The 16,709-nt window shown below is 28.5% G+C and carries 15 protein-coding genes; all 15 read right to left on the bottom strand.

Features of this window, described 5'->3' with window-relative positions; translation table 11 throughout:
* Nucleotides 1-2 precede the first annotated feature (2 nt).
* The 15 genes from ACTG44_RS16210 to ACTG44_RS16280 all read right to left on the bottom strand — a co-directional run bounded on the left by ACTG44_RS16210 (nt 3) and on the right by ACTG44_RS16280 (nt 16,687).
* Nucleotides 3-770 carry a polymer-forming cytoskeletal protein gene (locus ACTG44_RS16210; RefSeq protein WP_021385866.1) on the bottom strand — a complete coding sequence of 256 codons (768 nt, stop codon included), beginning with the start codon at nt 768-770 and terminating at the stop codon, nt 3-5.
* 40 nt (nt 771-810) lie between these two features.
* Nucleotides 811-1,632 (bottom strand): hypothetical protein, encoded by an 822-nt coding sequence (locus tag ACTG44_RS16215; protein ID WP_479920825.1) that lies wholly within the window; start codon nt 1,630-1,632, stop codon nt 811-813.
* Between the two features lie 298 nt (nt 1,633-1,930).
* The gene (gene phnW / locus ACTG44_RS16220) at nt 1,931-3,841 is read right to left on the bottom strand and encodes a 2-aminoethylphosphonate--pyruvate transaminase (protein WP_479920826.1); all 1,911 of its coding nucleotides are present in this window, start codon (nt 3,839-3,841) and stop codon (nt 1,931-1,933) included.
* A 258-nt stretch (nt 3,842-4,099) separates the two neighbouring features.
* On the bottom strand, nt 4,100-4,885 hold the full coding sequence (locus ACTG44_RS16225) for a DeoR/GlpR family DNA-binding transcription regulator (protein ID WP_479917405.1): 786 nt from the start codon (nt 4,883-4,885) through the stop codon (nt 4,100-4,102).
* Nucleotides 4,886-5,100: 215 nt separating this feature from the next.
* On the bottom strand, nt 5,101-5,331 hold the full coding sequence (gene dltC / locus ACTG44_RS16230) for a D-alanine--poly(phosphoribitol) ligase subunit DltC (RefSeq protein ID WP_003422749.1): 231 nt from the start codon (nt 5,329-5,331) through the stop codon (nt 5,101-5,103).
* Nucleotides 5,332-5,349: 18 nt separating this feature from the next.
* The gene (dltB, locus tag ACTG44_RS16235; protein ID WP_479920827.1) at nt 5,350-6,498 is read right to left on the bottom strand and encodes a D-alanyl-lipoteichoic acid biosynthesis protein DltB; all 1,149 of its coding nucleotides are present in this window, start codon (nt 6,496-6,498) and stop codon (nt 5,350-5,352) included.
* Nucleotides 6,498-8,012 (bottom strand): D-alanine--poly(phosphoribitol) ligase, encoded by a 1,515-nt coding sequence (locus ACTG44_RS16240; protein ID WP_021385927.1) that lies wholly within the window; start codon nt 8,010-8,012, stop codon nt 6,498-6,500. The genes dltB and ACTG44_RS16240 overlap by 1 nt, the downstream gene beginning before the upstream one ends.
* Nucleotides 8,013-8,132: 120 nt before the next feature.
* A complete protein-coding gene (gene dltD / locus ACTG44_RS16245; protein ID WP_021385877.1) occupies nt 8,133-9,323 on the bottom strand; it encodes a D-alanyl-lipoteichoic acid biosynthesis protein DltD in 1,191 nt (396 codons plus the stop codon).
* Nucleotides 9,324-9,566: 243 nt separating this feature from the next.
* Nucleotides 9,567-10,538, bottom strand: coding sequence for a Gfo/Idh/MocA family protein (locus ACTG44_RS16250; protein ID WP_479917408.1), 972 nt, complete (start codon nt 10,536-10,538; stop codon nt 9,567-9,569).
* A gap of 48 nt (nt 10,539-10,586) precedes the next feature.
* The gene (locus tag ACTG44_RS16255) at nt 10,587-11,603 is read right to left on the bottom strand and encodes a Gfo/Idh/MocA family protein (RefSeq protein ID WP_021385901.1); all 1,017 of its coding nucleotides are present in this window, start codon (nt 11,601-11,603) and stop codon (nt 10,587-10,589) included.
* A gap of 179 nt (nt 11,604-11,782) precedes the next feature.
* A complete protein-coding gene (locus ACTG44_RS16260; protein WP_479920828.1) occupies nt 11,783-12,322 on the bottom strand; it encodes a putative ABC transporter permease in 540 nt (179 codons plus the stop codon).
* A gap of 101 nt (nt 12,323-12,423) precedes the next feature.
* Nucleotides 12,424-13,104, bottom strand: a complete 681-nt coding sequence (locus ACTG44_RS16265; RefSeq protein ID WP_479919364.1) for an HAD family hydrolase — start codon at nt 13,102-13,104, stop codon at nt 12,424-12,426.
* A gap of 28 nt (nt 13,105-13,132) precedes the next feature.
* The gene (locus ACTG44_RS16270; RefSeq protein WP_479919365.1) at nt 13,133-14,422 is read right to left on the bottom strand and encodes a hemolysin family protein; all 1,290 of its coding nucleotides are present in this window, start codon (nt 14,420-14,422) and stop codon (nt 13,133-13,135) included.
* 221 nt (nt 14,423-14,643) lie between these two features.
* A complete protein-coding gene (locus ACTG44_RS16275) occupies nt 14,644-15,318 on the bottom strand; it encodes a flavodoxin family protein (RefSeq protein ID WP_021385824.1) in 675 nt (224 codons plus the stop codon).
* Nucleotides 15,319-15,343: 25 nt separating this feature from the next.
* Nucleotides 15,344-16,687, bottom strand: coding sequence for a uracil-xanthine permease family protein (locus tag ACTG44_RS16280; protein WP_479920829.1), 1,344 nt, complete (start codon nt 16,685-16,687; stop codon nt 15,344-15,346).
* Nucleotides 16,688-16,709 lie beyond the last annotated feature (22 nt).

A 16,709-nucleotide genomic window follows, 5' to 3' on the forward strand; every position in this document is an offset into this window, starting at 1 on the left:
CTCTAGCCCACCTTTATACTGTTTTTTACAGTAGAATTATCTGAAATTGATAAATTATCACTGTATTCAATATTTCCAACATCACAATTATCTACTAAAGATATATTTTTTCCACGTATATCTTTTATTGATGCATCCTCTAATTCAATAGTATCTCCCTCTATCAAATCACATTTAAATTTTCCAGAAAAAATATTAATAATTTTGATTAATTGAAAAGCATTTTTACTTCTTCCTATTTGTATATTAGTTGCTCCTATCTCCTTACAGTAAGAACCTCCTCCTGAATAAACATATATATTTTCTCCATTTAAAAGGCCATCACATTTTATAGCTCCATATACCTTTATATCTTCACATTCTATATTTGCTTTATTTCTCATTTCACCATATATTTTTATATCTTGTGCATACATATTTTCATTTACACTTAATTGTCCTTTTATTGTAACATTATTACATTTCAGTTTCCCATCAACTTTCTGTTGAGCAGTTATAACCAAGTCATCTACCTCTGCATCTCCATCTATACTAAGTTGACCATTCACTCTTACACGTTCTGCTTTAAGATTACCTCTTATAACAGCCTTTCCATTTACTACAAAGTTTTTTATATTTATATTACCTTCAAACTTTGCATCTCCAAACACTTTTACTTCATCACTTGTAACATTGCCTTTTGATTTAGCACTTCCCATGATTTTTATGCTTTCATATTCCCCACTGCTTACAAAGCCTTCTCCAAGTATTTTTATAGACCCTTTTTCCATACTATTACCTCATTTTAAATTTTATTTTTAAAACCATTTATTACTTATCTTTCTTTAAGTTTACTGTCTCATTTATATTCTTTATTTCAGCAACTATTGAATCTTCATCAATCTCTATACTTTCACTGTACTCTAGACTTTCTATATAACAGCCCTTACCTACTTTAATATTTTTACCTCTCACAACTTTGATTTCACTATTTTCTAAGCTTATTTCATCTGCTTCTATAATATTTGCAAATAATTTACTTTCTGTATATGTTCTAATTGATAATAGACCTAAACCTATTAAATTTGAAGATACTTTTTCAAAATTTATGGACTTTTTTTCCAATATATGAAACTTTTTACAATAGTCTCCATGACCTTTTTTTATATTTATCCTACTTGCTCCAACTTCATTAAAATTAGAAATTCCATTCAAACTAATATTAATTTCTTCACAGTTTAAAAATCCGTTACAATTTAAAATTCCACTTAAATTGATGTTTTCACAATCTATATTCTCATTGGCCTTTAAATATCCTTTTCCATGAATAATATCCGACTTTATATTTCCCTCAACATTAATAATTCCACCAGTATCTATTTCGATAGAATTAATATTTCCTGTGCATTTAAGAAGTCCAGATATATCCACTTTTGAAGCCAATATATTTCCTTCCACTTTACTTAAACCTGATGTAAAAAATTCATTACATTCTGTTGTTCCAAACACTTTTGCTGAACCAGAAGAATCAAATTTACTACATTTTACATTTCCTTCTATCTTTCCTGTTCCTTTTACATTAACATTATCAAAAATTCCACCTTTACACTTTCCAACTCCATTAAAGTCTAGTGAATTTAATCCTTCATTCATAATGATATCCTTTCATTAACATATTTTATCCTTAAATTTAATATAACAAAACATTGTTACGTTGTCAAGTATAATAATTATACTCAATAAAACAATCCTCATTTAATATCTATTTCAATTTATATAAATAATCAAAAAAATAATAGGGAAATATTATATTCAAACTATAAATCTAAGTCGCTTAGATTTGTGGTTTAAGTAAAATATATCCCTATTACTCAGTCTTTATATATTTTTTTATATAAACTTATAAAGTATTATTCTCTAAACTCTATAATAATTCACAATCCGTCACCTTCTACATATTGATGAATTTTTCGATTATATCAGCCAATCTCTCCATGTCTGTTGGATAAACTTCTCCTATACTACCTATTCTAAATGTATCTATATCAGTCAATTTTCCTGGATAAATAACAAATCCATTCTCTTTTAGATAAGTATAAAATTCCATAAATTCAAATTTTGCATTTTTAGGATATAAAAAAGTTGTTATTACAGGTGATTGAGCACCATCATTTACTAAAGTGTCAAAACCTAAAGATTTTAATCTTGATGCTATTGTAAACTGATTCTCTTTATATCTAGCGTATCTTTTTTCAACAGAACCTTCTTCTTCTAACTCCAATAATGCTTGATAAAATGCTCTTACAACATGTGTAGGTGAAGTAAATCTCCATTTACCATTATTCTTCTCCATAGTATCCCATTGTGCATATACATCAAGAGACAATGACTTAGCTATACCTTTACATTTAGATAATTCTTCTTTATTAGCTATTATAAAACCAAATCCAGGTACTCCTTGTATACACTTATTAGAGCTACTAACTAGAAAATCTATATTAAAATCTTCAACATCAATCTCAATTCCTCCAAAACTACTCATAGCATCAACTATATAAATCTTATTATATTCTTTTGCAAGTTTTCCTACTTCTTGTATAGGATTTAATCTACCTGTAGTAGTTTCACAGTGAACCATTGATATATGTGTTATATCTTTATTTTCCTTCAATAAATTTTCTACTACATTTAAATCAACTGCCTCTACATCTTTAAATGTACAATCAATAAATTCTATATTTAAATAATTACATATATCTTTCATTCTCTTTCCGTATGCTCCATTTGCAATTACAAGAAGTTTACCATCTTCTGGAATGGTACTTCCTATTGTAGCTTCCACTGAGAAAGTCCCACTTCCTTGCATTAATACACTTGTGTACTTATCTGTATTTTTTGTTCCTAGAGATACTAATCTTCTTCTGACATCTTGTACTAAGTCATTATATTCAACATCCCAAGTACACCAGTCTTTTAACATAGACGCCCTTACTGATTTAGTAGTAGATAGTGGCCCTGGTGTAAGCAATATGTAATCATTTTCTGGTACAAAGTCTGACTTAATAGTTTCATTTTCTATTTTTACTAAAACATCTTCTAATTGAGCCATAGTTTCTATTACAAAATGTGCACCTGCTTCTTTAAATTTCTTTGAAACTGCATCCATCTTAACTTTTAACTCTTCTTTATCCATGTTATCTACTTCTTCTTGTGTAAGTCCTAATTCACTTGAACCTTTTATTACAGCAACACTCCACATTCCTGCATTTACGCCTTCTTTTACATCACTTATTGTATCTCCTACTTTTACAATAGAACTCATAGGTGATACTCCTAGAGCTTCAGCATTTTTATAGCACATCCAAGGATATGGTCTTCCTTGAGATACTTCTGATGGTGTTACAAGAAAATCTGGTGAGTACCCTTTTTTTGCTGCGTTTGGTTCAACTATATTCATCATCTCTCTTGTATAACCTGTTGTAGAACCTATTTTTAATCCATTCTTTCTTAATTTCTCAACAGTTTCAACAACATGAGGAATTGGAGTTGTATATTCTTCTAATGTTTCAAATAACATTGGCTCAAATTCAGCATAAAGCTCATTCACATCTTCTTCAGTTGGTACTTTACCAAACTTTTCTGACCAAAGTTTTTTTATTCTATCCATTTCACACATTTCTCTTATATGGTCTATCTTTAATTTTCCCATAGGCTTTCTTGCTTCTTCCATTGTTACATCTATACCTCTTCTTTTAAATATCTCTATGAATACATTAAGAGGTGCAAAACATCCATAATCAACTGTTGTTCCAGCCCAATCAAATACTACTGCCTTTATTTTTTCTCCATATATCTTTTTCATATTTATAGCCCCCATAGATTTTTTTTAGAATTTTTGTGTTTTTAATTGTTTTTACTTTTAAAGTATAACTTTTACATGTTAATTATACATCATATTTAGGTTAAATGTATATTAAATTTCTGTTTTTAGTTGGTTTTAGTTGGTTATACTTGTTTTTACTATTCTATATAAAAACTTCACAAAACTCCAAATTATAAGTTGAAATTTCCTTTTTCATATAAATCTATGAGTCAGTTACATTTTATAATTTTATTGTATTTATTTTGCTTCTATCCATGTTATGTTTATTTCATTTAATTTATCTCTCCATTCATTTGGAGGTTCTATATCACAAATTACAAAATCCAATTCTTCTAAATCTGCTATCTTATACATACTTACAATTCCAATTTTAGAACTATCGCACAGTACAAAACTCTCTTTTGAATTTTTTATATATTCTTTTGATAACAGTGCTTTATTTTGGTCTATACTACTAATCCCAAAGCTATCAAGTATACCTTCACTAGATATAAAAGCTTTATCTACATATAAGTTTTTCATAGTATCTATTGACATTGGACATGCTGTTCTTTGATGCTTTAAATTTACTTTTCCCCCAATAAATATAACTTCCCCATCAAATAAACCTTGATTTTCATAAGAAATCAACTTTGATAGTACAGGATAAGAATTTGTAATAACTTTTAGATTTTTTACGGATACTATGTAATCCACAATTTGTAAATTAGTAGTACCTTCATCTATGACAATTGATTCATTATCATTCACGAATTTAGCTGCATATTTAGCAATAATCTGTTTTTTATCTAAATTAGTACTATTTCTCTTTATATGCGCTGGTTCAATTACTCCATAATTTATTTTTACAGCACCACCATAAACCTTATTTAATTTATTTTCATTTTCTAATTCTTCCAAATACCTTCTTATTGTTTCTGATGATACCTCTAGTTTTTTTACTAACTCTTTTGTATTTACTTTACCTTTTGAATCTAATAATTTAAGTATTTCTTTCTTTCTATCTATTGAATTTAAAGACATTGACTTTCCTCCTAAATATGTATATTTTGCTCCTATAATATTACAATAATACCTACCTTTACAAAATTATTATTCCATGATAAACATTTTCACTCAATTAAAGTTCAATTTAAAAGAATGTATATTATAATAAAAAAAGTCCATCAAATATTAATATCAGATGGACTTGGTAAAACTTTATTTTATAAAATAATATTTAAAACTTAACTATTAATTTATTTTCTTGTCTCCAAGAATTTTACTAAATTATTTACAGTAGACATATCTTTTCTCTCTAAATCAGTTGGTTGAAGTTCTATACCTAGTCTATTTTCAATTTCAAGTAAAACCTCAATTATAGCTAATGAGTCTAAAAGCTCTGTCTCAAATAAGTTAAGGTCTAAATCTTCTCTTATCTCATCAGTTCCTAATACATCTTCAAATATTTCTATAACTGTTTCTTGCATAAATTTGCCTCCTTAAAATTAAGCTAAATAACCTGAGAATATCAGTAATCCAAAACATACAATATGGAATGTAATGAAAATTTGAACTCTCTCGAACCATTTTTCTTTTTTATGTTTTTTATAAAATTTAGATTTTCTCTGATATATATCAGTTAAAACAAGCGCTAGTCCTTGATATACTCCATATGCAACGTAATACCAAGTTAGCCCATGCCAAAATCCCATAGTTATCATGGTTATCATCTGAGCTACATGAGCAGCAGTAGTCCTTTTCTTAAACCTTTTCTTTCTCATTGATGACATAACGAATCTTGAAAAAATATAATCTCCAAACCATCTTGAAAGACTTATATGCCATCTTGTCCAGAATTCCTTCATATCTTTACTGATGAATGGCTTGTCAAAGTTTATAGGTACTTGTATTCCAAATATGTATCCTGCCCCTATAGCAAATAGACTATAACCTGCAAAGTCGAAGAATAAGTATAAGCTGTATGCATACATATAGCTTAAAATATTTATAAAACTCATATCTTTAGGTATTCTTGATACCCAATATGTATTTATCAAAAATGCTATAACAAATTTATAACCTACACCCATAACAATATTTTTTATTCCAGGCAGTAAGTATTCTTCTAGATACTCTTTTCTAGATATTTGTTTTTCCAAATCTTGCTCAAAACGTCTTGACCTGTCAATAGGACCAGAACTTAATGTTGGAAAAAATAGCATGAAATAAAGCATTTTTGAAATTTTAACTTCTTTTATAGCTCCATCATAAATCTCAATAACCATTTGTATAGTTCTGAAATTTAAGTATGATATTCCAATAAATCCAATTATCCCAAAAGAAGTAACTGGAGATATTTTGTTGATTATTATTGGGAGCATTGATGCAAACAAGAAGCCCCAATATATGTATTTATTTTTAGTTTTTCTTCTTACATATTCATATCCTTTAACTATTATCACTTCAAAAATAATAAATATCACTAGGTATTTTAGTTGGACATCTATTCCTACAATTAAGAATACCATGAATAAACTTGCCAACATACCATAATACTTTATATTCTTACCCATTAGACCTAAAATCACTGCTGGTATTGATGTTAATAATAATATATAAAGATAAAAATAATCTCCATACTGTGAAAAAATCATTAAATTTCCTCCATAAGTTTCTTTCTGTCTATTTTACCATTGATATTTGTTGGAAACTTAGAGATTATTGAAATATTTCTTGGAATCATATATGAAGGTATATATTTTCCAAGTTCCTTTTTTATTACCATCCCATTTTTAATATTACTTAAATCATTCTTTTCATTTAACTCAACAATACCTTTTAAGTAAGCAATTTTTTCATCCTTATATATTGGTAAAACTACTGCATTTTTTACATTATGTACTTTTCTTAAGTTATTCTCTATATCTTCTATTTCAATTCTAAATCCATTTAATTTTATTTGGAAGTCTTTTCTTCCACAATAGTATATGTTTCCATCTAGAAGATATCCCATATCTCCAGTTTTATAAGCTCTCCATTTTACACCATCTATTTCATCATAGAAGAATACTTCGTCAGTTTTTTCTTTATTATTAAAATAACCTTTAGAAACTGATGGCCCAATTATTATAATCTCACCTTTTTCATTTTCTTCAAGCTCATTTCCATCCTCATCAAGTATTTTTATTTTGCAGTTTGGCATAGGATATCCAACTGGAAGACTTTTTTCATCCTCTATGGCTTCCTGAGTCATATCATTTACACTCACACCAACAGTAGCTTCAGTTGGTCCATATCCATTGATGACTCTTGTATTTGGAAATCTACTCATAAGTTCCTTAGTGAGATTTTTTGAAAGTGCTTCTCCTATGAATATCATTGATTCAAGTTTAGGAAGCATCTTACTATTAAATTCTTTTTCTGTTACACATACACCTGCAAAAGACGGAGTTGACACCCATACAGCTATATCTGACATACTAAACTGTCTAAATAGTTCTTTATAGTCTGCTAATACATCTTTTGATATTGAAAATAAGGTTGCTCCATGAATAAGACCAGGATATATTGTTGTAACTGAAAGGTCAAAAGAATATGCTGCTTGATTCATTATTACTTTTTCACTTCCATCTATATTTAGATATGGGCTTATCCAATCCGAAAAGCTATCTAAATTGTTTGAACTTATTTGAACCCCTTTTGGTTTTCCTGTACTTCCTGAGGTAAACAGTATATATGCATTTTCATCATCTTTTACCCAGTTTTCTTTATGTAATGATTTTCCTTGATATTCATTTATTATGTTATTTAGTTTGTCCATATCAATTACATTGATATCTCCAAAATCTTTTTCATCACTAAAATTAAATAATACCTTTGGTTTTATCTCTTTAGTAACTTCAAAAACTCTATCTATTGGAAAACTAATGTCAAGAGGTACATATGCTCTACCTGATTTTAAAGCTCCTATCATACATGCCATTATCATATTTTCTTTATTTCCATAAATCACTATTGGAGTATCTTCTTCTTTGTATACATCTTTTAGAAATACTGATATAGCATCTGAATACTGATTTAAATCTTTATAAGAAAGTTTATTTCCATTACACATTAGTGCTATTCTATCTGTATTTGAATATTTTTTTATTCCTTCAATAATTTTCATATAAAAATGCTCCTTTAAAATCCGTTATAAATAAATGGCAATTCTTTAAATGGAGTAAATGTTAGTACTCCTATCGCCAATATTATAACCATAGTTAAACAAATACTAGTTACCAATTCCTTATTGCTCTTTAAATATTTTAAATAATCTCTCACAGACATCTACCCATCCTTTCGTACCAAGATGCATTACATCTCTTAAATAATATTTATCTGACCCTTTATCTTTAAGATTTAGAACTTCAAAACCCTTACTTTCTGCTATTTTTTGTGCTTTATCATAGTATTGGTCTCTTTCTTTTTCAGATATCCCAGTCAAATCATAGAATTTACCCATACTTGGGATTAGTACAACAACTGGCTTAATATCTAAGTCAGTACATACATTTAGCATAAGTTTATAACTTTCAAACTCCTTAGAAGTTAATAAATCTACGTCTTTATCTCTTCCTTTAAATTGTTCTATACCATCCTTAAAATGCATTTGATAATAATATTTATCAATATTTAGTGGATTTTTACCAACTCTTTTTTTAGCATCTTCAATAGCTTTCTTTCTCTCATGTGACCAATTTATTGACCCTTTTCTTTTTCCTTTTCTTCTTTCATCTAGCCTAATTAATTTTTTATAAAGTATCCCTTTTTCTTTAAGAGCTATACAATACTTTCTTCCTTGAAAATAAGGCTCTAAAATCACCTTCTCAGCTTTTTCCGACAAGGTCTTAGGTTCATATAATTTTGCATATAGTGCCTCTGCTTTATACTCGTCACTTCCCCATAATAGTTTGCTTGATTTTTTTGCATATTCAATCTTATTTTCTTTAGATATTTTTGGATTATCTAAAAACCTATAAAATTGTATTGGTGAAAATCTAGACTGATAATGATGGCTTGTTACCCCATCCTTCTCCATAAACCATTGCATAGAAATTAACAAGACAACTTTCTTATTGTCAACATTAGGATTCATACTTCCTAATATTGCAGCATCTTGTAATGTCTGAGTATAGGCTCTCCCAATTGCAAATACCTTATCTTTACTTCTATCTGTGTTAAAATAGTACTTTGGATGTTGTTTTGTTGAATTACCAAGTTCTGATGACCCCAAAATCATAATATCTTTTTCTCTTAAAAAATGATTATTTGCTGTAACTCCTTTATCCTTTATATCACTTAAAGTATCATCCATAATTGGAATTAGATTTTTCTCCCTCAAAAGTTCATCAGTTTTAGAATCAAGAAATTTGTCTAGCCCAAATAAAAATACTACGCCTATTATAAACGGAGTAATAAAGTATATCAATTTTCTCATATTTTCTCTCCTCTAAAAATATTCAAATTTATGTTATTATTAATCATATTAGTTTTGATGTATATATTCAACTACAAAATTGTAATAAAATCGTCAAAACTTTTTTTGATACTGTTACAAAATTGTAAAAAAAATAAAAAAAAAGTACTAAAAGAGAGTTTCCTCTTAGTACTTTTTTATACTTATAATCTGACATTTTAATACTTAATTATGTATACATTTTAACTTAATCTAAAATTAAATTTATTCAAAAGTATACTTTAATCCCCATTGATTTCTTATCTCATCCATTAAATCCATAACATCTACAGACAATTCTATAGTATCAGCTTTTACTTTATTTAAGATACAATTATTAATATATTCAATTTCATACTTTAGAGCTTTTTCTGTATATCCACATTCTATATTTTCAATTCTTCCATCATCTGTATAAGTTATTGTAGCTTTTGATGCTCTTGGAAAATTTTCTACAGCTATAAATCCTAATTCACCTGCAACAATACCTCTTTTAGGCATCTTAGCTCTCATAGTTAATGATATTACAGCCATCTCATCGTTAGAATTTTTTAAAATTATTCCAGATTGTTCATCTACACCTGTTTCAAAGTTTTTAACAGTTGTTAAAATCTCACTTGGTTGAGTTGACATAAAGTATCTAGTAAATGAAAGTGCATATGTACCAATATCGAGTAATGCTCCTCCAGCTAAGTCTTGGCTAAAAAATCTATTATTAACATCATACTCTTTACAACTTCCGAAAGATACTTGTATCATTTTAATTTTTCCCAAAGTTCCAGATTCTATTATATCTTTTAATTTTTTATATAAAGGCATATAATAAATAGTCATTGCCTCAGCTACTATTAAGTTCTTTTCATTAGCTAAAGTTACAATCTCTTTTAGTTGACTTCCATTTACTGTTATAGCCTTTTCACAAAAAACATGTTTTCCATTTTCTAAGCTTTTCATTATATATTCATAATGGTTACAATGTGGAGTAGATATATACACTACATCTATTTCCTCATTCTTTAACATTTTATCATAATCATCATACACTTTTTCTATACCAAACTTGTTTGCAAAGTTCTCAGCTCTTTCAATACTTCTTGAAGCAACTGAATACACGCTACAATTTAACTCATTCATAGCTTGTGCAAACTCTGAAGCAATAGTCCCAGGTCCCAATACAGCCCACTTTATATTATACATATACATCTCCTCACACTTTTATATATTATCAATACTTTACAATATAAATTACATACTATCAGCTGGATAAACAATATTACATTGTCTTCTTATCTCATCCATAAGTTCCATTACAATTATTGAGTTTTCATGAGAGTTTATATTAGACTCTATTTTATTGTTATTTATAAGACTTATAAACTCCACAAGTTCATAATACATTCCTTCTATTTCTCTAGGTTTTTCCTCTTCTTTTTCTTTTAAAATAGATATATCTTCTTCTCTTCCATCTCTATACTTTATAATAGCTTTTTCAAATAGATTCAGTTTTTCAATTATTATGCTACCTTCTTCTCCTTGTATCTCAGATGGTATATAAGAATCAGCTATTTTTGAATATTGAATTATTGCATCCATATCGTCATATTGAAATACAGCTGAACCTTCTCCATCAACTCCAGTTTGAAGTATATGAGAAGTTGCCTTTACTGACTTTGGAGCTCCAAATAAATTTACCATAGGATGTATACAATACACCCCTATATCCATTAATGCACCATTCGATAATTCTTTTTTAAAAGCATTTTCTATAATTCCATTCTTATATTTATCATATCTTGAAGAATACTGACAATAACTTCCAAAGTATCGTCTTATCTTTCCTATTTTATACAAGTTTTCTTTAACTGACTTAAAGTTTGGAACACATGTAATCCTCATAGCTTCCATAAGAAGTACATTATTATCTCTAGCTGTTTCTATCATTAGTTTTACTTCTTTTAAATTAGATGCTAATGATTTTTCACAAAGTACATGTTTTTTGTATTTTAAACAAGTAAGAGCTTGTTTTGAATGTATAGCATTTGGAGAAGCTATATATATAGCATCTATATCGTTTGATTTAGCCATTTTTTTTAAATCATCAAAAAAAATACTTGCTCCATGTGACTCTCCAAATTCCTTAGCTTTTTCTAAGTCCCTTGAATATACAGCAACCAATTCAAATTCTTTAATTCTAGAAGCAGCTCTTAGAAATGTTTTTGCTATATTACTTGTACCAATAATACCAAATCTTACTTTACTCATTATCAATCACTCCCTATTTTATATGATTTATTTTGATTTAAGTAGAAAACTTTATAACCTATTATAATATTCTCAAATAAATTCATCAAATAAAAAAGAAAGCTAATTTTAAATGATTTCATCATTTTAACATAGCTTTCTTTCTACTACAATCTAAGTTTAACCTATACTTTTTAAAGTTATCTTTCTACTATATCTCTATTTCCTCTCAATAGTTTTATAGTAAAAATTTCATCTATAAACAGTGCTATCAATAGTACAGTTACAAGAATTGGCCAATAAGGCATTATAAGTCGATACAAGTTATCAACTATATATACTTGAAAATATCTTACTCCAATAAAAGTCAATATAGTCCAGTACATAGAAAACTTTAGACATACTATTCCTCTACTATTGTACTTGTAATCAGAGTAATCCCAATATACCTTATTAAAATATATTTTCATAAGTATACCTGTAATATATTCTACGGTTGTTGGTACCAGTAAACATAACAAAAGCAATGCAAATATATTATTAGGGTCAATAAATCTTGAGACCTCTACTATAATCGACATTGCAATTGCATACATTGGCTTAAATGGACTGTTTAAAAATCCATCCTCTTGAAAATGACCTTGTGTATAATAACTGTATAAGTTTTCAATTATCCAACCTATAAAACCATACAAGAAAAAATTAAATAAAAAATATAATAGAGAGCTTACATTATCCATGAATATTCCTCCTAGTTGTTTATAATTATTTTTTCTCATATTCATGGATTTATTCTAAATCAAAGAAATTATATTTAATTTGTTTAATTTAACATTTTATATTATAGGTTATTACATGTTTTAGAATTTAAACTTTTTAGATATTCTCTAACTTCTAGTAAATTTTCAAGTATCTTATGTGATTGTGCTTTAATCTGTTCATCTGGTTCTTTTAAATCTGGTACATTTATACACCTTATGCCACCATTATATGCAGCTTCCACTCCCATAGGGGAATCCTCTATAACAATACAATTTTGGGGATTTACATTTATCTTTTTAGCTGCTTTTAAGAATATCTCTGGATTTGGTTTAGAGTTTATAACGTCGTCACCACAGACTATAGCATCAAAGTAATTTTTTAAATTTGCTTTGGCTAATCTCTTTACTGCTCTTTCTCTCTTTGTAGATGTAGCAACAGCCATTTTATATCCACTTTCCTTTAAAAAAGAGATTAATTCATTTACTCCTAATTTGATAGGAGCCCCTTCTCTATCCATAAATTCAATCATGTTTTTAGTTTTTTCATCATATAAATCTATTATTGGCACAGAGCTATCGTATATATTCGTAAGACCTTCTATTATCCCCTTACGATTTCTTCCCATAACTGATGTGTATATTTCTTTAGTCATAGTATATCCATGCTTTTCAAATGTCTCTATCCAAAATTCAAGAGATATTCTCTCTGAATCAAACAAGACTCCATCCATATCAAAAATAATTCCTTCTACTTTTTGCATACAATTCCTCCAATATTTTTTGATATAATTATATTACACTTTTTATGATTAATTTTACAACCCTCAATTTATCTAATTCTAATATGGTGAAATTATAATTTTCAAAAGTCACACTTTGATTTACTTTAATATTTGAACCAAGCATATAAGATATCCATCCACCTATACTGTCAAACCCATCATGTTCTATATCAAGCCCAAAATACTTATTAATATAGTTAATCGACTCAGTTCCATCAACTAAATAAGAATCTGCTCCTATTTTCTTAATATGAGTCTCTTCTTTATCAAATTCATCTTGGATTTCTCCAACTATTTCTTCTAGTATATCTTCTATTGTAACCACGCCAGATGTACCACCGTATTCATCCACGACTATAGCAAGTTGAAGCTTCTCTTTTCTTATTCTTTCAAGAGCTTTATCTATAGTTAAGTTTTCAGATATATATATAATATCCCTCAACATCTGTTCTAGTTCAATTTTATTTTCATTTATCTTTTGATTATATAAATCTCTTATATGTACAAAACCTAATATATCATCTTTATTTTTTCTACATACTGGGTATCTTGTAACACCTTCTTCGTTTAAAGTAGATAATATCTTTTCTTCTGAATCACTTTCATATATACATACCATATCAGTTCTAGGCACCATTATCTCTCTAATTTTCTTTTCCTCAAATTCGAAAATATTATCAACCAATCTTTGCTCTGATTCATCTATAAGCCCACTTCTATAACTTTCTTCCACCAATAATCTTATTTCATCACCTGTATGTGGTTCATCAACCTCATCACCTTGTGAATATCCAAAGGGTTTAAGAAATAAATCAGTACTTAGGTTGAAAAAATATATTACTGGATAAGTTAACTTGTAAAACCCTATTAATAAAAAAGATGTACTTAGCATTATTTTTTCTGTATTATAAAGTGCTAAAGCTTTAGGAACTAATTCTCCTATTACAACTTCTACCATCGTTATAATTAAAAATGAAATAGAAATTGATATAGTATATATAATACTTTCACTAAGATTAAAGATACTTATTATTGGTAAAATTAACTCTTTAACTGTAGATTCTCCCATCCAACCTAATGCAAGTGAACAGAGTGTTATCCCAAGTTGACATGCAGAAAGATAGGAATTTAAATTATCTTTTATTGTTTTACATCTTATTGCATTATTATTGCCTTCAGCTATCATAGTATCTATTCTAGAACTACGAAGCTTTACCATAGCAAATTCACAAGCTACAAAAAAAGCATTTATCAAAACAAGTACTGCTATAAGTGTTACATTTAATAAATCCCGCATAAAGTATTGGTTCTTATAATATAAGAAATCTATAAGAACTCAAAGTTCCCCCCTTATATTTCTAAAATTTAATTTATAATATATATTCTATCATATTTATTAATATATCTTACTTTATTACAAATAATTTTTATATACCAAATAACCCCTTTTAATATTTATGATAGTCTATCTAATAAACATTAAAAGGGGTTATTTAAATATATATCAGCAAATAAATTCTAGTGGTCTTTTACTGGACTCTTTTCATCTTCACTTAATATTCCTAGTTCATCTTTTTCTGTATTCCATTTTTCAAGTCCATATTTAGATACCTTAACAGCTTCAGCTATCCCTCTACCAAGTCTTTTTATAGTATTCATACCTACCTCATCTTCTTTTGCACCTTGTTCCTTTGCGTCCTTACTCCAAATACTAGCACCAGTATATCCCCCAATAAGACCTCCTGTTACCAACACCTCATGCATTAAAAAGAAATTTATAATTGGCAACCTAGCCATTTCTTGACCACCATATCTAGTCCCTCCAGTAGTTATGGCAGCACCTACCTTGTTTTGTAAATTACACCCATGTACCAAATACATATGTCTCAATCTATTTAATACAGCAGTCAATTGAGCAGTTATACCCATATCATAAACAGGAGAACCTATTATAAATCCATCTGCTTCTAGTAATTTTTTTTCTAATTCTCCCATATCATCTTGTATTGTACATTTTTCTGCTTTTCTCATACAAGCATCGCAATGTATACATGGGGCTATATTCTTCCCTCTTACAGTCCAAAAATCAACTTCTATCCCTGGTATCTTTTTAGCTTCTTCCAGTGCTTGTAGTATTGCATATTCAGTTGCTCCCTTTCTTGGACTTCCACATATTCCCAATATTTTAGCCATGACTATACCTCCTATAAATTTTAATTTAAGCCTCTATTTTTATATCATTAGACTTATTCGATTTTATTGATAATATATACTTAATTATCATTGCTACGATAAATACTGATACTATACAAGAGTTTCCAACTAAAGTTCTAATAAGCTCTGGAAACTTTTCCAATGTCTGAGGTACAGAAGTTATACCTATACTTAAAGTAATTGATACTCCAGCTATAAGATTGTTATCTGATGTAAATCCTGATTGACTTATCATATCATAACCAGCCATAGCAATTGATGAAAATACGATTAAAGTAACGCCTCCTATTATACATGAAGGTATAGTTGTTATTATTGCTCCCAATAATGGCGAAAATCCAACCAGAATTAATACAACACCTGTAATTGCCAATACAAATCTACTAGTAACCTTGTTTATAGCTACAATTGCAGCATTTTGACCAAATACTCCAGTTGGTATTGAACTAAATATAGATGATATTATAGATGTTAATGCATTTCCCATTGTAGCAGATTCTAACTCTTTATCTGTAACCTCTCTATTCATAGCTCCCATGGTAGCAATTGTTGCAGCTCCCATCATATCAGCTATAGCTACCATAAACAGTATGGCAAACATCAATATTAAATCAAGTCTAAATTCTAGACCAAAAGCTAATGCTTTTGGAAATGAAAATATAGGAGTCCCTTGAACTGCTGAAAAATCAACCAATCCAAATACAAGTGATACTATATAACCAAATATTATGCCTATTAAAATTGCGGCATCTTGAACCAGTCCCTTACCAAATTTCATAAGCAAAATTATAGCTATAACGACCATAAGCCCAATCATGAAGTTTATAGGTTCTCCAAATGTCGCTGAACCTTCTCCTCCAGCTAAATTTTTTACAGCAGTTGGAAATAGGCTAATACCCATACAGGCAATCATTGTACCTGCTATAATTGGAGTAAATAAATGTCTTATCTTTTTAATTCCAAAAGCTATAAAGAATACTACTATTGCTCCACCAATTTGCGCTCCAAAAAGAGCTTTAAGTCCATATTTACCAGCTACTGAAAGACATGCTCCTAAAAATACATAATTTGTGCCCATTATTACAGGAAGCTTTGAACCCAACCTATAACCTTTAAATAATGGTATTGAATATAATTGCAGTAAAGTTGCTATTCCAGCTACCAACATAGCTCCTTGCATAAGCATAGTCGACATCTGTTTATCAAGTCCTACTATATTTGATATAAGCATGGCTGGAACCATGTTACCTGCAATCATTGAAACAAAATGCTGTAACCCTAAAGGTAATGCTTCCTTTAAAGGTGGTCTTCCCTCTAGATGAAATTTTGATGTATCGTGCTCTTTCATAAATAAATCCTCCCATAAATTT

The organism is Clostridioides sp. LIBA-2809 (assembly GCF_056688965.1).